Source organism: Sodalis sp. RH16 (assembly GCF_047324245.1).
Classification (GTDB): Bacteria; Pseudomonadota; Gammaproteobacteria; order Enterobacterales; family Enterobacteriaceae; genus Acerihabitans; species Acerihabitans ligni.
In genome coordinates, this window is sequence record NZ_CP178737.1 from 5604478 (window position 1) to 5626911 (window position 22434).

The window sequence follows — 22434 nt, forward strand, 5'->3', positions numbered from 1 at the left end:
CGCCGGGGCCGTTGCCCGGCGTACTGACTTAACCAGACAAATTACCGGTAACACGGGGCAAGAAACGCGCTATCATTAACAGCCGTAGGCAGTTTTTAGTCCATAACGTTAACATCATAAGATTCTGGCTGTATTTTTTATGCAAATATCGCGTTCTCCCCGCTCCACCGCCTGGTTAAGAGTGGTCAGTCTGACCCTGGCCGCGTTTATCTTCAACACTACCGAATTTGTCCCCATCGGCTTGTTGTCCGATATCGCCGCCAGCTTTTCTATGACCGCCGCCCAAGCCGGCCTGATACTCACAATCTATGCCTGGGGGGTGGCGCTGATGTCCCTGCCCTTTATGCTGCTCACCAGCCGCATTGAACGGCGCACCTTATTGATGCTGACCTTTCTGGTGTTTATCGCCAGCCATGTGGTTTCCGCCTTCGCCTGGAGTTTCGGCGTATTGATGATTGCCCGTCTCGGCGTGGCGATGGCCCATGCCATATTCTGGTCCATCACCGCCTCGCTGGCCATGCGCGTGGCGCCGAGCGGTAAAAAAGCCCAGGCCCTGGGTTTACTGAGCACCGGGACCGCCATGGCGATGGTATTGGGCTTGCCCCTGGGACGCATGATAGGCGAAGCATTAGGCTGGCGAACCACCTTTATGATCATCGGCGTACTGGCCTGCCTGATTATGGTGGTCCTGTTCAAGCTGCTGCCGACGCTGCCCAGCCACCATTCCGGTTCGCTTAAAAGCGTGCCTGAGCTGTTCAGGCGGCCGGCGCTGGTATGCATGTATCTGCTCGCCGCTACCGTGGTCACCGCCCATTACACCGCCTACAGCTATATAGAGCCGTTCCTGCAGAAAATCGCCGGTATGAGCGAGAACTTTACCACCATGGTGCTGCTGTTATTCGGTTTGGCGGGTATTATCGGCAGCCTGATGTTCTCCCGGTTCAGCACCCGCTATCCCTCGGGAATATTGATAACCGCCATCGGTGTCCTGTTCGTCTGCCTGCTGGTATTGCGCCCGCTCTCCTTTAGCGAATTAAGCATTGCGCTGCTGAGCCTGGTATGGGGCGTCGCCATGACGGCCATCGGACTCTGTATGCAGGTGAAGGTATTGACGATGGCCGCGGACGCCACCGACGTGGCCATGTCGCTCTTTTCGGGCATATTCAATATCGGTATCGGCGCGGGGGCGCTGCTGGGCAATCAGGTGAGTATACACATCGGCATGGAGAATATCGGCCTAGTGGGCGCGGCATTCTGCGCCCTGGCGCTGGGACTGTGCGCGTTTATTTTTCACCGCTACTCGGCCATCGTAAACCAGGCGGCGGAAACCGAATAAGCGCCCCGATCACCGATCGCGCAGCGAACATGTCAAAGGGAGACCGTGCTGATGGGGTCGAAGCGGGCGCGGTTTTACCGCCCGCCGGAGCGCCCCACAGCGCGGTAGGCCCGCGATCATCGATCGTGCAACGAGCCTGTTAAAGGGAGACCGTGCTGATGGGGTCGAAGCGGGCGTGGTTTTACCGCCCGCCAGAGCGCCCCACAGCGCGGTAAGCCCGCAATCATCGATCGTGCAGCGAGCCTGTTAAAGGGAGACCGTGCTGATGGGGTCGAAGCGGGCGTGGTTTTACCGCCCGCCGGAGCGCCCCACAGCGCGGTAGGCCCGCGATCATCGATCGCGCAGTGAACGTGTCAAAGGGAGACCGTGCTGATGGGGTCGAAGCGGGCGTGGTTTTACCGCCCGCCGGAGCGCCCCACAGCGCGGTAGGCCCGCGATCATCGATCGTGCAGCGAGCCTGTTAAAGGGAGACCGTGCTGATGGGGTCGAAGCGGGCGTGGTTTTACCGCCCGCCGGAGCGCCCCACAGCGCGGTAGGCCCGCGATCATCGATCGTGCAGCGAGAGTATTAAAGGGAGACCGTGCTGATGGGGTCGAAGCGGGCGTGGTTTTACCGCCCGCCGGAGCGCCCCACAGCGCGGTAGGCCCGCGATCATCGATCGTGCAACGAGCCTGTTAAAGGGAGACCGTGCTGATGGGGTCGAAGCGGGCGTGGTTTTACCGCCCGCCAGAGCGCCCCACAGCGCGGTAGGCCCGCGATCATCGAACGCGCAGCGAACGTTTGCCAGCGGCGGCATACGATCACCCTTCCTTCGCGTTTGTAGAGTGATAATCCGTCCCGTCGCCGTCCAGCAAATGCCCCAGATTTTCCTGCGTCAGAGGCTTGGAAAATAAGAAACCCTGCAGCTGCGTACAGCCCGCATCCACCAGGAACTGCTGCTGCTCCACCGTCTCCACCCCTTCCGCGATCACCTGCAAATTCAGTTTCACCCCCAGATTGGATACCGCGGTAACAATCGCCGCCGTATCCTTCAACTGCGTAACAAATTGCACAAACGAACGGTCAATCTTCACGCTGTCCACCACGATGTCCTTCAACAGGCTGAGGCTGGAATAGCCGGTACCGAAATCGTCCAGGGAAATTCTCACCCCGGCCAAACGCAAGGCAATCAGCTGGTCCTTACTGTTGGCATCGGAATTCATGATGGCGGTTTCGGTCAGCTCCAGCTCCAGCCGTTGCGGCGGAAAATCCTCTTCCACCAGCAACTCCAGCACCATCCGGGCAAAGGCGCCGTCCCGAAGCTGAATAGGCGAAACGTTAACCGATACCGAAAGCGCGTCCCAGCGCCGCATCTCGCGACAGGCCTGGCGCAGGATAAATTTACCCAAGGGAATGATCAGGCCGGTCTCTTCCGCCAGCGGCACAAACTGCACCGGCGAAACCTCACCCAACACCGGATCTTCCCACCGCGCCAGCGCCTCCACCCCGATAATCGTCTTGTCCGACGCCCGCACCAGCGGCTGATAGGCGCAGCTGATGCCGACATTACGGGACAGGGCGGACGCCAGCGCCTTTTCCATGCGCCGCTTACTGGTGAGGCTGGCATCCAGCGATTCGGAATAAAAACAATGCACGTTTTTACCCTTGCGTTTCGCTTCATACAGGGCCGCATCCGCTTTGCGCATCAGCTCGCCGGCGGTGGTATCCGACTCCGCTATCTGAATAACCCCCACCGATACCGTGACAAAAGGCGAGGCGCCGGTAATGGTGAAAGGCGATTGCGTCTGCTTAACAATCTTGCGGCATAACAATTCCGCGTCCTGGCGCGGAAGATCGCCCCTGATCAGCAATGCAAATTCATCACCGCCCATCCGGGCCACCAGACTCTCTTCCGGCACCACGTGCTGCAAACGCCGGGCAAATTCGCACAGCACGAAATCCCCGGCCTGGTGGCCGTAGGTGTCATTGATGTTTTTAAACCCGTCGAGATCCATCAGCATCAGCATGCCGCCGGTCTGCCCCGACGTTCCGCCGGGCGCCACCGCATGGTTAAGATCTTCATACAGGGCGGTGCGGTTATGCAGGCCGGTGAGAATATCGTGATAGGCCAGATAGCGGGTTTGGGCTTCGGACTCGCGCAGTACCGAAACGTCATTCAATGAAATCAGTATATAGGGCCGAGCATTCAATAAAATTCGCGATGACCGCACCATAAAGGTCGTGATTTGGTTATCCCGTCCCGATACGCGCTCTTCATATTCTACCGGTTCACCGGTTTCCATCACCTGCCGATCCCGTTCCTGGATATGCGATACCAGCAAAGCATCCAGCCCATCCAAGGCGGTCTGGCCGATGAGCTCCTCAGCGGTTTTGCCAAACAGTTCGCAGGCCCTGCGGTTCAAAAACACCAGACGATAATTTTCATCCTTAAGAAAGGTAGCGTCAGGCAAGGCATTAAGCACTGCTTGGCAAACCGCGAGGTTATTGAACATACAATGGCATCCTGAAGTATCGCTCTTGAAATAGTAGCAGAATTTTCCTTGAACGCCTCCTCAAACCCGGTGGCAGCGAACCTCAACGCCGGAGGCTTTGGCCTCCAACCGCTGCGGCATTTGGCAGCCGTCGCCAGCATAAGGGCAGCGATCGAAGAAAAAACAGCCCGGGGGGAGTTTGCGGTTGTCGGGCAACTCCCCAACCCCGCCGTCGGCCTCCTGAAGGGGACGATCCGCGCGGGGTACGGAATCCAACAGTAATCGGGTATAGGGATGTCGCGGATGGTTCAAAACCTCCTGGCTGTCGCCCAGCTCCACAATTTGCCCCAGATACATGACGGCGACCCGGTCGCTCATATACCTGACCACCGAAACATTATGCGAAATCAGTACATAGGTCAGTTGGCGGCTGCCTTGCAACTCCACCAGCAGGTTAAGGATTTGCGCCTGCACCGACACATCCAGCGCCGAGGTGGGTTCATCCAGCACCACGATATCCGGTTCGGAAGAAAGCGCGCGGGCAATGGACAGCCGCTGGCGCTGTCCGCCGGAAAACTCATGGGGCAGCCGGTCCAGATAGCCCCCGCGGATACCCACCTGTTCCGCCAGGGCCTCCGCCAGCGCCCGCCGCTCGCGAACCGGATTATGATATTGCACATACACCGGTTCGGTAATGGTGCGCCACACCGGTAAACGCGGATCCAAAGAGGACTGGGGATCCTGGAAAACCATCTGCATTCCCGAACCAAACCATGACCCGGAGGAGCGGGCGCGAAAAATAGCGCCGGAGGAAGGCGCCAGCAATCCCATCATCAGTTGCGCCAGCGTGCTCTTGCCGCAGCCGGATTCGCCGACGATACCCAGCGTCTCGCCGCGCCGTACAGCCAGGTCCAGGCCGTTGAGGGCGTGGACGTAGCTTTTGGCCTTGCCGCGCCAGTCGGCGCCGACGGGAAAACGCACCCGCACATCACGCAGTTCCATTAACGTCTCGTTGTTCTTCACGGCATCTCTCCCAATCGCCGGTCTTGCGGATGCCAACAGGCGGCCTGCCGGCCGTCGGGGGTATGAAAGCTATCCGGGGCGGGCCGCTGCTGACACTGCTTGTCGCCATAACGGCAGCGATCGCGAAACGCACAGCCCGACGGCAACCGCGTCAAATCGGGTACCGTGCCCGGAATGGCCGGCAGCGGCGAGCGGGGGGCGACGCCTTCCGGCGTGGCGTTTATCAGGCCGCGACTATAAGGATGCGCCGGCTGACGGATGACCTGCGCCGTCGGTCCGCTTTCGGCAACCGTGCCGGCATACATCACATACACCCGATCGCACAGCTGCGACACCACCGCCATATCATGTGTAATGAACAACACCGCCGTACCGCTGGCCCTTGCCTTACGCTGCAATAATAACAACACCTGCCGCTGGACGGTGACATCCAGCGCGGTGGTGGGCTCATCGGCGATAATCAGCCGGGGTTCACAGGAAAACGCCATGGCAATCAGCACCCGTTGCCGCATGCCGCCGGAAAGCTCGAAGGGATAGCGCTCCATGACGCCGGCGGCATCAGCAATATGCATCTCGCTGAGCAGCGCGATGGCCTTGCCTTTGGCCGCCGCCTTGGTCACCCGCTGGTGCAAACGGATCACTTCGCACATCTGACCGCCGATGCGCCGGGTAGGATTAAGAGCGGTCATCGGCTCCTGGAAAATCATTGACATCGTTGACCCGCGCAGGGTACGCATTTCGGGCTCGCCGGCCTGAAGTATATCCCGTCCCAACACCCTAATCCCGCCGCCGGCCACTTGAAAACTCCCCTTCGGCAGCAGACCCATCGCCATCATGGCGGTGACGGATTTACCCGAACCGGACTCCCCCACCAAACCGACGATTTCCCCGCGTCCCACTTGAAGCGTCACCCGGTTCAGCGCTTTGACCACACCGCCGTAAACCGGGAAATTCACTTCCAAATCGGTAATAGCCAGCACCGGATCGCCGGCGTTCGGCTCAGATTCGTTCATCTAACGCCCCCGCCCTTTGGGATCCAGCAAATCGCGCAGGCCGTCGCCGAACAGGTTGAATCCGGTTGCGGTAATCATGATGGCGCAGCCGGGAAACGCCGAATACCACCACTGGTCCAGCACATAGTTGCGGCCATTGGCCACCATGGCTCCCCACTCCGCGGTGGGCTGCTGCGCCCCCAGGCCGATAAAGCCCAGGGTGGCCGCCATCAGAATGGCGGTGCCGATATCCAGCGACGCCTGCACTACCAGCGGCGACAAAACATTGCGCAACACATGCCAACTGATGAGATGCCAGCGCGAAGCGCCGAAGGTCCGCGCCGCCTGCATATAAGGCAGATGCCGCAGCATCAGGGTCTGGCCCCGGGCCAGCCGCACATAAAAGGGTATCCGCACCACCGCAATCGCCAGCATGGCATTGGTCAGGCTCGGTCCCAGCGCCGCCGCCAGCGCCATGGTCAGCACCAGCGATGGGACCGACAGCATGACATCCATGCAGCGCATAATCAGCGCATCCGCCAGCCCGCCCACCATGCCGGAAAAACAGCCCAGCAGCGACCCCAGGGTACCGGCGATGAACACCACCGCCAATCCCGCCGCCACCGACTGCCGGCTGCCCGCCACCACGCGGCTGAACAAATCCCGGCCCACTTCGTCGGTGCCGAACCAGTGGGCGGCGGAAGGCGCCTGCAGGCGCAGGGCAAGTTGTATGGCATTAGGATCCTGCGGGGTCAGAACGGGGGCGAACAGCGTCACCGCCAGCATCACCGCCATGATAAAGCCGCCAAACAGGGTCAGCGGACTGCGGCGCACTATCCAGCCGACCCGGAGCAAGCGGGCAAACCGCGGTACCGCCGTCACCGGCGGCTGGATGATTTGCAAGCTCATGGCGCCGCCCTGCCCATGCGCGGGTCAATCCACAGATACAGTAAATCCACCACCAGGTTCACCAACACATAGGCAAAAGACACCACCACCGCAAATCCCATCACCGCCGGGAAATCCAGCGCCTGGATGGAATCCACCACGTAGGCGCCCATGCCGGGCCAGGCAAAAACCGTTTCGGTCAGCACCGCGCCATACAGCAGATCACCCAGCGCCAGACCCAGAATGGTCACCGACGGGATCAGCGCATTGGGTAACGCATGGCCGAGCACCACCCGCATGGCGGAAAGCCCGTTGGCCCGCGCGGTGCGGATATAGTCTTCCCCAAGCTGTTCAAGCATCGCCGAACGGATCTGGCGCGCCACAATCCCCAAATGGACGAACGCCAGGGTGAATGACGGCAAAATCAGGTGTTGCAGGCTGTTGGCCAATACCTCGCGATTACCGGTCAACAGCGCGTCGAGCACGTAAAAACCGGTGATATGCCGCGGCGGATCCAGCCAATCGTCCAGCCGTCCGCCTCCCGGCAGCCAGTTAAGCCGGCCATAAAACAGTATAATAACCCCAAGCCCCAGCCAGAACGCCGGAGTGGAAATGCCGCTGATGGCCAGCAGGCGTACCAGATGATCCAGCCAGCGGTTGGCGTACACCGCCGACAGCACCCCCAGCGGCACGCCGATAACGATAGCCAGGATCATGGCGGTTAAGGCCAGTTCCAGCGTGGCCGGGAAATAGGCCCGCAAATCCTCCCCCACCGGCCGGCCGGTCCGGATGGAGATGCCGAAATCACCATGCAGCAAATCACTGATATAATGGATGAATTGCCGATAAAGCGGCTGATCCAGACCCAGTTGATGGCGGATATGCCGCACTATTTCGTCGCTGCCGCGATCCCCGGCCAGCAATCGCGCCGGGTCGCCCGGAATCAAATGGGAGATGATAAAGGTAATGACGCAAACACCAATCATTACCACTACCAGCCCCCAGCAGCGCTGACGGATTATGCTCCAGAACGTCATATTTCCCCCTGTAGCGGGATGGTCGGGTATCCACAGGAAACCGGACGGCGGCCCTATTTTTTACGCATCTGCGCGACGTTGAATACCTGCTCCAGCATCGGGTTATACACAAATCCCGTCACATCGCTATTCATCGCCACCTGATAGTTTTTCTGAAACAGATAAACATAGGCCGCCTCGTCTATAACGATTTTCTCCGCGGCCCGGTAATCCGCGGTGCGCTGCGCCTGATCGGCCACCGACACCGCTTTTTTCAGCAGGTCATCCACCTGGGGATTACTGTAAAACGAACGGTTGCCCGGCAAGCCTTTTTTATCGGATTCAAACCAGTAGTTCATGAACATATAGGGATCGGCGAAATCCGGGCTCCAGTTGCCGATGGCAATATCGTAGTTACCCTGCCCCACCCTATCGCGCATGGTGGCGTTGGCCAGTTTTTCCAGTTTCACCTGGATACCGATTTGCGCCAGGCCGGCCTGCACCGACAGGGCAATGGCTTCCCAGTTGGGATCATTCACCGAATAAAGGAAATCCAGCGACTGCGGTTTATCCTTCACCCGGGCCAGCGCCGCTTTGGCTTTATCGATATCATGGCCGTACTGCATGGCGGCGGGATCATAGCCCCACAATCCTTCCGGAATCGGGCCGCGCATCTGTTTGCCGCCGCCCGCCAATATGCCCGAAACCATGCCCTGGTAATCCACCGCCCAGGAGATGGCCCGGCGCAGATCCACCTGATTAAGCGGCGGTTTGCCGTTGTTGAGATAGAGATAGGTCACCCGCAGCGACGGATACTCATTCACCGCCACTTTTTTTTCCTGTTTTAACGCCGTGAGCTGATCGATGGGCAAGGATTCGGCGATATCCACATCGCCGCGGGTCAATTGCAGGCGACGGGCGGAGCTCTCGCCGATAATTTTCACCGTGACCCGTTTAAAAGCCGGCGTGGGACCGTTGAAATAGCCGTTGGGCACCAGCACCAGTTGCTGGCCCTTTTGCCAACGCTCCAACTTATAAGGCCCGGAACCGGCGGTATTTCCCGCCAGCCACGCTTTACCGCCGTCCTCGGGGTGCAGCTTGGCGATAGCCGGATTCACAATGCCCGCCCCGTCGTTGGCCAGGGTATAGAGGAATGGCGCAAAGGGCGTTTTCAGCGTGAATCGCACCGTCTGCGGGTCCACCGCCTCAACCACCATATCTTTGGGAAAGGCTTCCGACGGGCCCTGGCCGATTTGCATCAGCCGTTCAAACGACCACTTCACCGCCGCGGCGTCTACCGCGCTGCCGTCGTCGAATTTCTGCCCGGGCTTCAAGGTAAAGGTCCATATCAACTGGTCGGCGCTCACCGTCCAGCGGGACGCCAAATCCCCCTCGATGTCAGTGGAGCCTTTACCGCCGGCGGTCTTGTACTGAATCAGTCGCTGATAGGCAGGATAGGTTACCGTCCAATCGTTATTATCGATGGTCACCGCCGGATCAAGATTTTGCGGATCCGCCGCCTTGGCGATAACCAGCATATCTTTCGGCACCGCGGCCTGAACCGCCGGCGACAGCGAGACGGTTAACGCGACGGCGGCGGCGGCGCAGGTTCGGCTCAATAGTGAACATGACTTGGCTACGGGGTTATGCATACAAGGGCTCCAGCAAGTTACTTAGGACGGTATCGGCGACGGAGTTACTTCGCGTTGCCGGGAGGATAACAGCCAAAACGATCGGTAAGCAGCGGATAACCGGCGGCGTTCGGCAGCTCAAAATGCCACCATTCACTACTGATGCCGCGAAAGCCCCCCGCCGCCATGATCGCGTTCAATAACAGGCGATGGCGCTGTGCCGTCACCGGCAGACCGGGAAAAAACGGATGGGAACGGGGGATCATCTCATCAAATCCGCTGCCCATATCCAGCACCCCGCCATCCCTGTCGCGCAAGGCGACGTCCACCGCGACGCCGCGGCTGTGATGGGAACCCTGCTTAACGTCCATCACATAGCGGGGGTCAGGGCAGGCTTCCCATAAATATTGTTGCGCCAGACGCGGTCGATAGGCGTCATACAGAATCAGTGTCAGGCCGGCCATGGCGGCCACTTCTACGCTGCGGGCCAAGGCACGGGCCGCTTCGGGATGCAGCAGACAGCGCGGTTGCCGGTAAATCGCCCGGCCGGTGATATTGTCGGCGCCGGCGTATTTCAGATCTATTTCCAATGCCGGCAGGCTATGGGAAATATCAATAAGTTCGATTTCTTCACTCATCATTTATTCTCGTGTCTTTGCCATGCCGGGCTTGGACTGTCCATGCCCCAGCGGCCCCGGCGCATTTTTGCCGGTCCCCCGCTTCGTTAAGGCTCAAACTGGCCCAATTCTCGCTGCAACCACCGGTTGGCCGCCAAACGCCGCTCCATATCGTCTCCCAAATGCTCCACCACCACCGACAGCATTAAATTAAACAGGCAGCTGAACGGCGACAGCGCATCCCAAAAATGGCCGGTATCGGTTTTCAACTGCAATAAATCCGCCGGATAATCCCGCGCCCAGGGGCAAAAAAGATCGGTTATCAAAGCCAGCCTCAGCCCGCGCTCGCTGGCAACCCGACAATATTTCCGCGCCATCACCGAATAGGCGCGGGTATCGGTCACCACCAGATAAGGATGGGTGAATCCGGAATTCAGCGATTCCACATAGGTGCCGGACAACCCGTCGGCAAACCATACATTTGGACGGAGATATTCCAAATGGCTGAAAAATGCATTGGCGATACCCCGCGTCGATTGTATGCCGACCACAAATACCGCATCGGCCTCGGCCAATTGCCGGCAGACGGTATCGAAGGTCTCGGTTTGCGCCAGTTGATAAGCATGTTGAATTGCATCCAGTTCCAATCCCAGGGACTGCTGCAGCTTTTGCCGCCGCGGCTGTTCGCTGCGCTGCCGGTAGGCGTCCAGACGGTCGGTAACGCCCCAGGTCTGGTAAAGAGCCCCGCTCTCCTGCCGCAACTCCCGTTTGAAATCGTCCAGATTGCGATAGCCGATGCGCCGCAGATAACGGCCGACGGTAATACCGCTGGTATCGGCGCTACGGGCAATACTGTCAGCGGTTTCAAAAGGGATCTGTGTCAGATTGGCCAGCAGCCAGCTGGCAATCCGTTTACCCGAGGGCGTTTGATGGATAAAGGAAGCCTCAATGCGGGCGACGATATCTGAGTGGGCTTGGGATACAGTCATGTTAGTTAATTAACACATTAAGGTTAAATGTTATGAGGATAACATGCAGAATTTATGCCAGGCCGCGACTACGGCAGTGATTTAGACATGATATGAGAATAAACGTCATCACCGGCAATATCTTGAGACCATTGCCAGCGCAAAACCGCCGCGCCGGCGCACCGATTTGGTGCCGTTGCACCAACACCTTCGGTAAATGGCACCCTCTAGGTGCCCTTATCGGGATAAAGGCATTCACTTTTTACGCGCTCAGTTCGTTGTTTCCTTATATAATGCGCCTGCTTCAGTGTTTGCCGCCGCCGGATAAAAGGCGGAATGATGGCATAGCTATTGCTTAGGCTGTGCAGACAACTTCAATGAGATAACTCCCATGTTAGAAAGAATTTTCAAATTAAAGGTTCATCGTACTAACGTTCGAACCGAAATTTTGGCAGGGCTGACCACATTTTTGGCGATGGCATATATTCTGTTTGTAAACCCCTCTATCCTGAGCGCTACCGGTATGGATAAAGGCTCGGTGTTCGTGGCGACCTGCCTGGCCGCCGCTATCGGTTCGGCATTGATGGGCTTTATAGCCAACTATCCCATCGCCCTGGCTCCCGGCATGGGGCTCAACGCCTTCTTCACCTATACCGTGGTATTGCATATGGGCCATACCTGGCAGGTGGCTCTGGGGGCGGTATTCCTGTCGGCATTGATCTTTTTTGCCTTGTCCATTTTCAAAATCCGCGAATGGATTATCAGAAGTATTCCGTTACCGCTGAGATCGGGCATTGCCGCCGGCATCGGCCTGTTCCTGGCCATTATCGCTCTGGAAAGCTCAGGGATCGTCGTCGCCAATCCCGCCACCCTGGTGGGCCTGGGTGATTTGACCAAAGGCGGCCCGCTGCTGGCCATGCTTGGCTTTATCATTATCGTGGTGCTTGAAGCGCGCCGGGTGCCTGGCGCGGTGCTGATAGGCATCCTGGCCATTACGTTTATTTCCATCGCCGTGGGCCTAAGCCCTTGGGGCGGCGTACTCTCCATGCCGCCCTCCATTGCGCCGACCTTCCTGCACCTGGATATTCGCGGGGCGTTTGATGTGTCCATGATAAGCGTAGTGTTCGCCTTCCTGTTCGTGGATGTGTTCGATAACTCCGGCACCTTGATTGGCGTCACCAAGCGCGCCGGACTGGCGGACGAAGACGGCAACATTCCCAAAATGGGCAAAGCATTGGTGGCGGATAGCGCCGCGGCCCTGTTCGGTTCGCTGCTGGGCACCTCCACCACCACCAGTTACATCGAATCCGCCGCGGGAGTCAGCGCCGGTGGCCGTACCGGCCTCACCGCCATCGTGGTGGGTATACTCTTCCTGCTGAGCCTGTTTTTCGCCCCGCTGGCCGGCAGCGTCCCGGCCTTCGCCACTGCCCCGGCGTTACTGTTTATCGCCGTGCTGATGACCTCCGGCCTGGCGGAAATCGACTGGCGTGACATTACCGTGGCCGCGCCGGTCACCGTAACCGCCCTGACCATGCCGCTGACCTACTCCATCGCCAACGGCATCGCCTTTGGTTTCATCACCTGGACGGTAGTGAAACTCCTGAGCGGCCGTTACCGCGATCTGAACGCCGCGCTGGTGATTCTGTCGCTGCTGTTTGTGATCAAGCTGGGCTGGCTCAGCGCCTAAGCGGCAGGCCGGGCTCGCCTCAGCAAATCTTATGTTGATGCGAGCGCGTGTTAAAGGGAGACCGTGCTGATGGGGTCGAATCGGGCATGGTTTTCCTGCCCGACCGAGCGCCCCACAGCGCGGTAGGCCCGCGATCGCCGATCGCGCAGCGAGCGTGTTAAAGGGAGACCGTGCTGATGGGGTCGAATCGGGCGTGGTTTTACCGCCCGACCGAGCGCCCCACAGCGCGGTAGGCCCGCGATCGCCGATCGCGCAGCGAGCGTGTTAAAGGGAGACCGTGCTGATGGGGTCGAATCGGGCATGGTTTTTCCGCCAGCACCGGACGTGACAGAGCCTATTTGCCGGATTTTACGATGGGCTGCAGGCTGTATTCCGGGGCCGAATAGGCCCACAGATAAAGGGACGCGGTAGAGCCATAAGGCGTGTAACGCCGGCGATAGCGCTCAAAACGCTCCCGTGGCAGTTCCCTATGCCGGTAAAGATTCATCATCCCGCGCCGAATGGCCAAATCCCCCCAGCTCAAAATATCCGGCCGCCCCATTGAAGACATCATCAACATCTCCGCCGTCCAAATGCCGATGCCCGGCAGACGCGATAACGCCGCAATCACCTCCCCGTCCGTATATCCGCCGATGGCCGCCAAATCCAGCTCACCGCTCATGACCGCCGTAGCCGCCCCCTTAATATACAATGCCTTTCTCATCGACATACCGCAGGATTGAATCTGCTGCGCCGTCAATTGCTCCATGGCCGCCGGGGTTATGGCGCCCGCCAGCGTCCTCAGGCGTCCGTTCACCGTGACCGCGGCCTTAGTGGATATTTGCTGATCGACAATATTGCGAACCAGGGCGGCAAACAGATCCGGCATCATCGGCCGGATGATGATGCCGAAACGCTCAATGGCCTGCGCCATGCGCTTATCTCTTTTCGCCAGCCAATTCAATTCTTTCGCACCATATTCAAATATTGCCATGAATCTCACTCTCTGTTTCAATCCCCAAAACACACTCTACCGCCTCAAGAATAGCATTTTGTTCGTTAGGCAATAATTTATAAAAATGCTATAAATGAAGGCTTACCATGCCCTTATCCGTACTACGGACTTCATTTTCCTATTCATAGAGGCAGGCAGTATGAAACCACGTAAAGTGATGATCATCGGCGCGGGCAATGTAGGATCCTCCGCCGCCTATGCGCTGCTGAACCAGCAGATTTGCCAAGAGCTTATCCTGGTGGATCTGAACCAATCCCTGGTGGAAGGCCATCGCCAGGATCTCGCCGATGCGGCGGCTTATATGCCCGGCCGGATCATCATCAGCGCCCGGCCGGTGACGGACTGCGCCGATGTGGATATCGCGGTGATTACCGTTTCCGGCGGCGGCCTCAAACCCGGCCAGACCAGGCTGGACGAGCTGGACGGCACCGCCCGCATCGTAGGTAATATCGTACCGGAGATGATGCAAAACGGCTTTAAGGGCATATTCCTGGTGGCCACCAACCCCTGCGACATTATCACCTATCAGGTATGGAAGCTCTCCGGCCTGCCCCGCCAACAGGTGCTGGGCACCGGCGTATGGCTGGACACCACCCGCTTGCGGCGCATCCTGGCTGAGCAGTTGGATATCGCGGCCCAAAGCGTCGATGCTTTTATTCTCGGCGAACACGGCGAAACGCAATTCCCGGTCTGGTCGCACTCGTCGGTGTACGGCATGACGCTCAATGAATACAGCCGCTGGAAAACCGGGCAGGAACTGGACTTTGCGGCGTTGGGCGAGCGCACACGCCAGCTTGGCTTTGAAATCTATTCACAAAAGGGCTGTACCGAATACGGCGTGGCCGGCACCATTACCGAAATTTGCCGTAACCTGTTCACCAGCAGCCATCGGGCGCTGACCGTCTCCTGCGTCTTGGATGGGGAGTATGGCAAGGAGGGATTAGCCATCGGCGTTCCGGCGGTATTAACCCAGCGGGGCATCGAACAGATTATCGAGCTGGATTTCAACGAACTGGAGCAGCGGCAGTTTGATGATTCGGCGGCCGCTATAAAAACCAATATCCAGCGACTGGCGGTGCTTCACCATTAACGGTCTAACGTTAATGCAATAGGATTTTCCGGTCTGCCGGCCGGGAAAAACCCTTTAGGTGATTGCAAATAAAGAATGCGAACGCTCAATAGACAATGCGATGTCCCATTAAAAAAACAGCATAAACGACATTACGTCAAATTATATATTATGCGAAACCATAAAGACGTTAATATTTATTTACGGCGTTATTATTCAAGTCAATCCGCCCCGGATCAGGCCGTTTGACTGAAATAACCTGTTTTATTTTAATTTAAGCAAGCGCCTTACCATGCGTTTTAATCTTTTCTTGAAATCATCATACTTGACGAAGCGGTAAGTACCGTGATTGCCTTTGGTTTGCCATTGGCAAAGGACATCACTATTGTTGGCGCTGACATAATTCGGCAATAATACCCCCCGCCGCAGGTTGCATGGGCAGTGCGCCGGGTGAGCCTTTCGCACGCAGACCGGGATCGAACAGAACAGACTGGCCCGCTGGGGGACCGGCGACAATATCGGATAATAATGCATCGGTAACGGAGATTGAATCATTGGCATCGGCAGTCTGGGTGGGTCCAATGATTGGATTAAAATCATTATCATTGATAATAATAGAACTGATCGCAATATTACATTAAGCTGATTTTTTCTGCTGGTCATGAAATAACTTACCTGCGTTTCACTGATGCCATTGTCGGTTTCCCATCTGGCGGAACAACGCTTTGCCGGCGGGAAAATTTTCTGCCATCCTCTGTCGATAATTAGATAACATTCTATAAATTTTATTAAATATAATGCTAGTAATATTCTTAAACCCGGTTAAATCATTCCCATCAACGATGGCATGGTGTTAATATACAAATAACCCTACAAGTCTACAATATTATTCAGATAAGAGTGGGTGTGCAATAATGGAATGGCGAAATTCATTATCATTTATAACCAAAGTGCATCCATAACATCATTTTTTTCCATCCATTTGATTCTTTATTCATCAGTAAGGGAATATTATTTCCTCATGAACTAATGAATCTATTTAAATAGAATATTCACGAACGGCAGGCAAATGCAAACCGTTAAATTCCGCCAGGGCAGAAAAGAGAAAAAATCCGGGAAAACAGGCAGGACCGGATGGCCGGATAGTTTCCGGCCCTCGGTGTGTCTTGCACTAAGGCTTGCGCGGGCGCCGCCGCCGGCATACTCACCGGCGAAAACGGCATGGCCCCGTTGAATTGACTCAGGCTGTGGGCGTTCCGGTGGGGGTGCCTGTCGTGGCGCCGCTTGGCGTATTGGCGGATACCAGCGCTTTCACTTCGCCGATGGATTTCAGTTTTTTCGACAGTTCGCGACGTTCTTTCGACAGCTCGGCGTTTTTGATGATGTAATCATCCACGCGGTCTTCATAATCGCTGCGCATGCTGGCAATGATCGCCAAGACTTCGTCGATGGACATGCCCGGCTTGATATAGTCACTGAGGTTGTCCAGCAACAAGACCCGTTTTTGGTTGTCACGGATTTTTTTCTCGTTATCGGCGATTTCGCGCTGCAATTTGTTTTTGCGGCGAAACATGCGCACAAACTCCAGCACATCCTGGAAAGAGGGCTTGATATGATCCATTTCGATTTCCTTGCTTAAGTCATAGGTTGAATAGGTTGCGATGACAAATTCATAGCCGCTACCCTACAGAGTAGCAGCTATCCTGTGCAATGGCTTAACCCATTTTACCCGTTTTCGCCCGCGAACCCTACTTCAATCTTCCTGCACAGGCAAAGGCTTACGCAGCGCCAGGCAAAGCAGCTGCGCCATTTGCTCAAGCTGTCCGGTAAGCTTCAGGCTCAGCCAGACATAGCCGAAAATCGGCGCTTCAATCTGCTCGCGGCGGCTGGCCAGCTCCATTAGCTGCCTGAGTTCAGCGGCAATGGTTTCCAGCTCGCCGCTGTTGGCGACAATAGGCGCGGGATTACCCTGGCGCAAGGCCTCGGCCAGGGTCAGCAGGGTACGCAGCGTCACCATCTGGGTGCTGCGCAGGGTGGTGGCGTTCAGCAGGATAAAATGGCTCTCCCGCGAGGCCCACCAGGCATCGATTTGCAATTCCAGCACGCAGACGATGTTACGGCTGAGATTCTGTATCCGGTCGAATATCTCCTTGGAGATGGCGGTCTCCTTGGCGGCCGGCGCCGCCAGCGTGCTCATTTTCACCACGTCGTTGAGCAGCTTTTTCAACCGCCCCTCCAGGCGCGGACGCTCGATAATATTCGGCGAGACGTAGGCGGCATAAAGCTTGCTCAGGGCGGTGAGGTTAAAGCTCATTTGCATGCGCCAATGAATGAACGCCCGCTGCGGATAGATACTGGTAAACAACAGTGCCAGCAGCGAGCCGATGATCACATCGCCGCTGCGCCACAGGGCGGTTTGCATATCGCCGGCCCCGGCGCCGCAGACCACCGCCAGGGTAATGCCGATGAGCAGCGCCATATAGGGCCGCTTGCCCAGGGTCAAATAGCCGCAGACGAACATCACCAGCCCGCACCAGACCAGCATTACCGGCAGGGAATAGAGCTCCAGCCGCAAGGCTATCAGCCCCGAGGCGGCGCCAAAAATGGTGCCGATAATGCGCTGCCCGGCGCGCTGCAGCACATTCCCCCAAAATGAAATCGGTCCCATGACCACCACCAGGGTAATCAGCGGCCAGGTTCCTTCCGGAATATCCAGCAAGCGGATGATCATAAACGTGAGAACAAACGCCAGTCCGATGCGCAATCCATGGGCGATACGGTAATTCTGGTAAATGGTATTTTCGAGGGAGGAAATCTTTCTGTCCAAACGCACGGGCTATCGACCTGGGATGACTAAGCTGAAAAATTATTTTAAAGAAATTAAACGGCTTTCACATCATTAATTCTTCTTATCTGTATCGGAATGTAACCATCGTAACGTGACTATTTTGTTATCAACATATTTATTCATTGCAACATAGTTGCTTTATTTATAATTTAACCACAACAACTCTGGCAGTTTTGTCGTGAAATCGAAAACGCATAATGCCTACACGCATCATTACAATAAAAAACGCCCCGGAGATGATCACCCCATGAAAACACTCATGTGTTTATACGCCGGATTGCTGACGCTGGTGGTGGGTGCAGGTACGGCGCTAGCGCAGCCGGAGTTCAATCAGGTGGAACGGGGACGGTACCTGGCGGTGGTGGGAGATTGCAGCGCCTGTCATACCGCGGATCCGGCCAAACCCTTCGCCGGCGGTTTTCGCATCGACACGCCGTTCGGGGCCTTGCTGGGGGCCAATATTACGCCGGATGTGGTGACAGGCCTCGGCACCTGGACCTTTGGCGACTTCCAGCGCGCCATGTCGGAGGGTATCGGCCACCGCGGCAAGCGGCTCTACGGCGCCATGCCGTTCACCGCCTATACCAAAATGACTCAGCAGGACGACCGGGATTTATGGGCCTATTTGCAAACCCTGCAGCCCATCGCCAATAATGTGCATACCAATCAGTTGCCGTTCCCCTTTAATATCCGCACCAGCCTGCTGGTCTGGAACTGGCTGAATTTCAATAAGGGCGAATTCAAACCCGACCCGGTGCAATCCGCCCTTTGGAATCGCGGCGCTTACCTGGTGGAGGGCCCCGGCCACTGCGGCACCTGCCATACGCCGAAAAATACTCTCGGCGGCGACAAAAACAGCCAATTCCTGCGGGGAAATAATCTCGGCGTCTGGTGGGCGCCGGATATCACCAATAACAATCACACCGGTATCGGCCAGTGGACAAACGACGATCTGGTCAATTATTTACGCACCGGCGTCAATCGCTTCGGCATCGCCTCCGGCCCGATGGCGGAAGAAATTGAAAACTCCTCCCGGCATTGGCACGATGCGGATCTCAAGGCGGTGGCGGTTTATCTGAAAAGCGTCAACAGCCTGCAGCCATCGCCCCTGGCGCTCGGCGCTAACGACAGCCGCATGGTGGCGGGAAAGGCGATATATTCCGACAATTGTTCCGCCTGCCACAACGACTCCGGCACCGGAGAACCGGGGACTTTTCCTCGCCTGGCGGGTAATCCGCTAATCCGCGCCACCAATCCTACTTCCCTGGCTCACATGGTGCTGACGGGCGGCCGCGCCGGTTCCACCGACAGCCGCCCCACCGCGCCGGCAATGCCCAGCTTCGCCAGGGACCTCAACGACCAGCAGGTGGCCGATGTCCTGACCTATATTCGCAATAGCTGGGGCAATGCCGCGCAGCCGGTGAAAGCCGCCGAGGTTGCGCGTCTGCGCAAAAACTTGCAGCCATGACCACGGCAGTACAGGGCAACGGTATAAAGCCCTGTACGCCATTTTCACGATTTGCCGCGACGGGTGCTACCTATTATCTTATTACCATAAGGTAGGCTATCAAAGTATTTCTCCCGCTATACCCCCTCATACTTCAAGTTGCAGGTGTGCTGGCTTTCCCGCTACGCGAATTATTTAGGCTATGACGCCGTTTTTTCCAAGGCACCAAATTAAGTTATCTAGCACAGTATATTCAAATCACCTTTAATTTATACTTTACTTAAATTCATTCAACTTTACCGAGAGGAAGCTGTTTCGCGGCTATTATTTAGGTTATGCTGCCCGGATAATTTTTCCCATCGCATTATTTTTAGTTATTCATAAAAATAGTTAACTTATTATTTAACCTTGTTCAATTATATACCTGCATATGATAAATATTTCAAGATCCCTGGCCTGGAAACTGGTCTTTTTATTATCTTCTCTCTTCTGGCTGGCGGTAATCGGCCTCATTACCTGGCTTTAACGCCGCTTATACCCGCGGCTTGAAATATGACGGGTATATGCCCCACGCCCGCGGCGCGGGGCATATTGTCTATTTCAACGACGGCTGCGCCTGATAAGGAATTTCCCGATCGCTACGTTTATCAAGGCGGTAAGCCAAATACGCCGCACGGATACCAAACAGGAAAATACTGATCATCACAAAGATAAAGACGGCGGTCAATCCGGCGTTGAGCTGATTATTAAATACCAGCCGGTTCATTTCCACCATGGTTTTAGCCGGGCCGATAATCTGGTTTTGATCGATGCCTGCCTGGTATTTATTGGCCAGGGCCAGAAAACCCACCCTGGGGTCGGCGGAAAAAATCTTTATCAAGCCCGCGGAGGTGGTGCACACCAGCAAAAACGCCATCGGCACCCCCGCCACCCAGGCATACATCTGTCGTTTCATCTTGAACAGCACCACAAAACACAGAGTCAGCGCCATGGCCGCCAGCATCTGGTTGGCGATGCCGAATAGCGGCCACAGCGTGTTGATGCCTCCCAACGGGTCAACCACCCCTTGATATAGAAAATAGCCCCAGGCGGCCACGCAGAGCGCGGTGGCGATAACATTGGCCGCCAGGGATTCGGTGCGCCGTAAAGAGGGTACCGCGACGCCCAGCAAATCCTGCAGCATAAACCGCCCGGCGCGGGTGCCGGCGTCCACCGCCGTCAGGATAAACAGCGCTTCAAACAGGATCGCGAAATGATACCAGAAGGCCATGCTGATAAAACTGACCGCCTGGCTGAGGATATGGGCCATACCCACCGCCAGCGTCGGCGCGCCGCCGGCGCGGGAGACGATGCTGTTCTCCCCTACCGATTGCGCATACTGGGTGAGCATGGCCGGCGTCACTTCAAACCCCCAGCCGCTGACGGTGGCGGCTGCTGCTTCCACCGTGGAGCCTCCCAGCGCGGCGGCGGGACTGTTCATGGCGAAATACACACCCGGATCGATAACCGAGGCGGCCACCAGCGCCATGATCGCCACAAAGGACTCCATCAGCATGCCGCCGTAGCCGATAAAGGCCGCCTGGCTTTCGTTTTCCAGCATTTTGGGCGTGGTGCCGGAGGCAATCAGCGCATGGAAACCGGACACCGCGCCGCAGGCGATGGTAATAAACAAAAAAGGAAACAGCGAACCCGACCATACCGGCCCGGTACCGTCCACAAAACGGGTCATGGCCGGCATTTCCAGCGTTGGGGCAATAAAGACGATGCCGATGGCCAGGCCGATAATGGTGCCCACTTTCAGAAAGGTGGACAAATAATCCCGCGGCGCCAGCAGCAGCCAGACCGGCAGGATAGAAGCCACGCCGCCGTATATCACCAAGACCCAGGTCAGCTGTTTGCCGTCAAGGGTAAAAAACGGCGCCAGGGCCGGACTGCGGGCCACATCGCCGCCAAAAATAATGCCGGCCATCAACAGGACAAAACCGATAAGGGACACCTCACCGATTTTACCCGGCCGGATAAAGCGCAGATAAATCCCCATAAACAGGGCCAGCGGAATGGTAAAGGCCACGGTGAAGGCCCCCCAGGGACTGTTCGTCAGCGCCTTCACCACAATCAGCGCCAGCACCGCCAGGATGATAATCATGATCATAAAGGTGCCGAATAAGGCGATGACCCCCGGCACGGCGCCCAATTCCTGCTTGATCAGATCGCCAAGGGAACGGCCGTCCCGCCGCAGCGAAACAAACAGCACCATGAAATCCTGTACCGCGCCGGCCAGCACCACCCCCGCCAGAATCCAGATCATGCCCGGCAGATATCCCATTTGCGCCGCCAGCACCGGCCCCACCAAAGGTCCGGCGCCGGCAATGGCGGCAAAATGATGACCGAACAGCACATATTTATTGGTAGGCACAAAATCCAGTCCGTCATTATGCCGGAAGGCCGGCGTCATGCGCGTCGGATCAAGTTGCAACACGCGGCGGGCGATGAAACGGCTGTAATAGCGATAGGCAATTAAATACACCGACACCGCCACCACTAAAATCCACAGCGCATTAATTTTCTCGCCGTTATGCAACGCGATAATACCTAACCCAAAGGCACCGGCAATTGCGACTAAAACCCAGACAAGATGGGAAGCGATGTTTCGCATAGACTCCTCCATGTTGATTATTAGCTTTCTAAATTAAGACGACGTCTGATGAGGACCCAACCGTTGTATTCCCCATCCTCATAACATTGCCTAAACAATATTGACAGCCGCTTGATTCATATTTGTGATCCACTAAGAAAGCTTTGATAATCTCTTACTGATAATCCGGGGTAGGCTATAATGCCGGTTCCGTTAGGGAAGGTCTTTGCAATAACATCTTACAGCCAGCTTTACTCCAAAGAGAGCCCGAGCCGGCAGAGCAGGTTAAATTGAGACAGCGATCACGCATTGCTCAGGAATAAGGGCGGCATTCACCCCGCAGTTACCCATTTCAGCAGTATCAGCGAAAAAATCGCCGGAATGCCGAACACCAATAACAGCATCGGCAATTCCTCCAACAGCGAATAACCGCCTTGGGTCACTCCGCCCCATAAATTAAGCAGCGATACCACCAGCCAAACCACGATAAAAACCTTGACCGCCGCCAACAGCGTGACGGCGGCGATAAAATGCGCCACCAGCACAAACACGCCAAGCAGAAGCAGACCGCCGGAAACCACTAACACTGTATGCATGGGATAAGTCCCGCAGAAAATGATCGATAACCTATCATGCATAACATAATGAAACCTTGCCGTCATCTCTAAATGGCTAACTTTACAACGGCCCACCTTAGGTGGACGGACACGAAGGGCATAACACCGCGATCCCAAAGCAATGGAGGTTTTTATGATGACAAGCCGCCATTCGTGCCATCCAAGTGTGTTGAAATGTTGATAGCGAATTCTTCC

At 56.5% G+C, this 22434-nt stretch carries 17 protein-coding genes; 4 read left to right on the forward strand and 13 right to left on the reverse strand.

Annotation, left to right across the window (positions count from 1 at the left end; genetic code table 11):
• The first annotated feature begins 145 nt into the window (after positions 1–145).
• Entirely contained in the window at positions 146–1336 is a 1191-nt protein-coding gene (locus ACL2XJ_RS25730) for a sugar transporter (protein ID WP_279433173.1), read from the forward strand.
• A gap of 800 nt (positions 1337–2136) precedes the next feature.
• On the opposite strand, the gene ACL2XJ_RS25735 is transcribed toward ACL2XJ_RS25730, so the two are convergent.
• The 8 genes from ACL2XJ_RS25735 to ACL2XJ_RS25770 form a co-directional block, all read right to left on the reverse strand.
• The gene (locus tag ACL2XJ_RS25735) at positions 2137–3828 is read right to left on the reverse strand and encodes a putative bifunctional diguanylate cyclase/phosphodiesterase (protein ID WP_413724992.1); all 1692 of its coding nucleotides are present in this window, start codon (positions 3826–3828) and stop codon (positions 2137–2139) included.
• A gap of 60 nt (positions 3829–3888) precedes the next feature.
• Positions 3889–4809 (reverse strand): ABC transporter ATP-binding protein, encoded by a 921-nt coding sequence (locus tag ACL2XJ_RS25740; protein WP_413726974.1) that lies wholly within the window; start codon positions 4807–4809, stop codon positions 3889–3891.
• 17 nt (positions 4810–4826) lie between these two features.
• Positions 4827–5843, reverse strand: a complete 1017-nt coding sequence (locus ACL2XJ_RS25745) for an ABC transporter ATP-binding protein (protein WP_413724993.1) — start codon at positions 5841–5843, stop codon at positions 4827–4829.
• Positions 5844–6731 (reverse strand): D,D-dipeptide ABC transporter permease, encoded by an 888-nt coding sequence (gene ddpC / locus ACL2XJ_RS25750; RefSeq protein ID WP_413724994.1) that lies wholly within the window; start codon positions 6729–6731, stop codon positions 5844–5846.
• Positions 6728–7747 (reverse strand): ABC transporter permease, encoded by a 1020-nt coding sequence (locus tag ACL2XJ_RS25755; RefSeq protein WP_413724995.1) that lies wholly within the window; start codon positions 7745–7747, stop codon positions 6728–6730. Before ACL2XJ_RS25755 ends, ddpC begins: the two co-directional genes overlap by 4 nt.
• A 53-nt stretch (positions 7748–7800) precedes the next feature.
• Entirely contained in the window at positions 7801–9378 is a 1578-nt protein-coding gene (locus tag ACL2XJ_RS25760; protein ID WP_413724996.1) for an ABC transporter substrate-binding protein, read from the reverse strand.
• A 44-nt stretch (positions 9379–9422) separates the two neighbouring features.
• A complete protein-coding gene (ddpX, locus tag ACL2XJ_RS25765) occupies positions 9423–9995 on the reverse strand; it encodes a D-alanyl-D-alanine dipeptidase (RefSeq protein ID WP_413726975.1) in 573 nt (190 codons plus the stop codon).
• 86 nt (positions 9996–10081) lie between these two features.
• Entirely contained in the window at positions 10082–10963 is an 882-nt protein-coding gene (locus ACL2XJ_RS25770) for a MurR/RpiR family transcriptional regulator (RefSeq protein ID WP_413724997.1), read from the reverse strand.
• Between the two features lie 370 nt (positions 10964–11333).
• Here ACL2XJ_RS25770 and ACL2XJ_RS25775 point away from each other — a divergent pair, with 370 nt between their 5' ends.
• Positions 11334–12629 (forward strand): NCS2 family permease, encoded by a 1296-nt coding sequence (locus ACL2XJ_RS25775; protein WP_132927580.1) that lies wholly within the window; start codon positions 11334–11336, stop codon positions 12627–12629.
• Between the two features lie 334 nt (positions 12630–12963).
• Here the strand turns inward: ACL2XJ_RS25775 and ACL2XJ_RS25780 are convergent, their stop codons facing one another.
• Entirely contained in the window at positions 12964–13602 is a 639-nt protein-coding gene (locus tag ACL2XJ_RS25780) for a DNA-3-methyladenine glycosylase family protein (RefSeq protein ID WP_413724998.1), read from the reverse strand.
• Between the two features lie 160 nt (positions 13603–13762).
• Here ACL2XJ_RS25780 and ACL2XJ_RS25785 point away from each other — a divergent pair, with 160 nt between their 5' ends.
• On the forward strand, positions 13763–14713 hold the full coding sequence (locus ACL2XJ_RS25785) for an L-lactate dehydrogenase (protein ID WP_413724999.1): 951 nt from the start codon (positions 13763–13765) through the stop codon (positions 14711–14713).
• Between the two features lie 1219 nt (positions 14714–15932).
• On the opposite strand, the gene ACL2XJ_RS25790 is transcribed toward ACL2XJ_RS25785, so the two are convergent.
• Together ACL2XJ_RS25790 and ACL2XJ_RS25795 are read right to left on the reverse strand one after the other, a co-directional pair.
• Complete coding sequence (locus ACL2XJ_RS25790) at positions 15933–16313, reverse strand: DUF496 family protein (protein WP_243701544.1); 381 nt, start codon at positions 16311–16313, stop codon at positions 15933–15935.
• Between the two features lie 132 nt (positions 16314–16445).
• The gene (locus ACL2XJ_RS25795) at positions 16446–17525 is read right to left on the reverse strand and encodes an FUSC family protein (protein WP_413725000.1); all 1080 of its coding nucleotides are present in this window, start codon (positions 17523–17525) and stop codon (positions 16446–16448) included.
• A 262-nt stretch (positions 17526–17787) separates the two neighbouring features.
• Between ACL2XJ_RS25795 and ACL2XJ_RS25800 the strand changes: the two genes are divergently transcribed.
• Complete coding sequence (locus tag ACL2XJ_RS25800) at positions 17788–19008, forward strand: c-type cytochrome (RefSeq protein WP_413725001.1); 1221 nt, start codon at positions 17788–17790, stop codon at positions 19006–19008.
• 574 nt (positions 19009–19582) lie between these two features.
• On the opposite strand, the gene ACL2XJ_RS25805 is transcribed toward ACL2XJ_RS25800, so the two are convergent.
• Both ACL2XJ_RS25805 and ACL2XJ_RS25810 read right to left on the reverse strand, forming a co-directional pair.
• A complete protein-coding gene (locus ACL2XJ_RS25805; RefSeq protein WP_413725002.1) occupies positions 19583–21643 on the reverse strand; it encodes a carbon starvation CstA family protein in 2061 nt (686 codons plus the stop codon).
• A gap of 311 nt (positions 21644–21954) precedes the next feature.
• Positions 21955–22218 (reverse strand): hypothetical protein, encoded by a 264-nt coding sequence (locus ACL2XJ_RS25810; RefSeq protein WP_132927568.1) that lies wholly within the window; start codon positions 22216–22218, stop codon positions 21955–21957.
• Between the last annotated feature and the right edge of the window lie 216 nt (positions 22219–22434).

Excerpts from the sequence above, each read along its gene's own strand:
- ACL2XJ_RS25735 (WP_413724992.1), bottom strand. The coding sequence starts at position 3,828 with ATGTTCAATAACCTCGCGGTTTGCCAAGCAGTGCTTAATGCCTTGCCT.
- ACL2XJ_RS25740 (WP_413726974.1), bottom strand. The coding sequence starts at position 4,809 with ATGGAACTGCGTGATGTGCGGGTGCGTTTTCCCGTCGGCGCCGACTGG.
- ACL2XJ_RS25745 (WP_413724993.1), bottom strand. The coding sequence starts at position 5,843 with ATGAACGAATCTGAGCCGAACGCCGGCGATCCGGTGCTGGCTATTACC.
- ddpC (WP_413724994.1), bottom strand. The coding sequence starts at position 6,731 with ATGAGCTTGCAAATCATCCAGCCGCCGGTGACGGCGGTACCGCGGTTT.
- ACL2XJ_RS25755 (WP_413724995.1), bottom strand. The coding sequence starts at position 7,747 with ATGACGTTCTGGAGCATAATCCGTCAGCGCTGCTGGGGGCTGGTAGTG.
- ACL2XJ_RS25760 (WP_413724996.1), bottom strand. The coding sequence starts at position 9,378 with ATGCATAACCCCGTAGCCAAGTCATGTTCACTATTGAGCCGAACCTGC.
- ddpX (WP_413726975.1), bottom strand. The coding sequence starts at position 9,995 with ATGAGTGAAGAAATCGAACTTATTGATATTTCCCATAGCCTGCCGGCA.
- ACL2XJ_RS25770 (WP_413724997.1), bottom strand. The coding sequence starts at position 10,963 with ATGACTGTATCCCAAGCCCACTCAGATATCGTCGCCCGCATTGAGGCT.
- ACL2XJ_RS25775 (WP_132927580.1), top strand. The coding sequence starts at position 11,334 with ATGTTAGAAAGAATTTTCAAATTAAAGGTTCATCGTACTAACGTTCGA.
- ACL2XJ_RS25780 (WP_413724998.1), bottom strand. The coding sequence starts at position 13,602 with ATGGCAATATTTGAATATGGTGCGAAAGAATTGAATTGGCTGGCGAAA.
- ACL2XJ_RS25785 (WP_413724999.1), top strand. The coding sequence starts at position 13,763 with ATGAAACCACGTAAAGTGATGATCATCGGCGCGGGCAATGTAGGATCC.
- ACL2XJ_RS25790 (WP_243701544.1), bottom strand. The coding sequence starts at position 16,313 with ATGGATCATATCAAGCCCTCTTTCCAGGATGTGCTGGAGTTTGTGCGC.
- ACL2XJ_RS25800 (WP_413725001.1), top strand. The coding sequence starts at position 17,788 with ATGAAAACACTCATGTGTTTATACGCCGGATTGCTGACGCTGGTGGTG.
- ACL2XJ_RS25805 (WP_413725002.1), bottom strand. The coding sequence starts at position 21,643 with ATGCGAAACATCGCTTCCCATCTTGTCTGGGTTTTAGTCGCAATTGCC.
- ACL2XJ_RS25810 (WP_132927568.1), bottom strand. The coding sequence starts at position 22,218 with ATGCATACAGTGTTAGTGGTTTCCGGCGGTCTGCTTCTGCTTGGCGTG.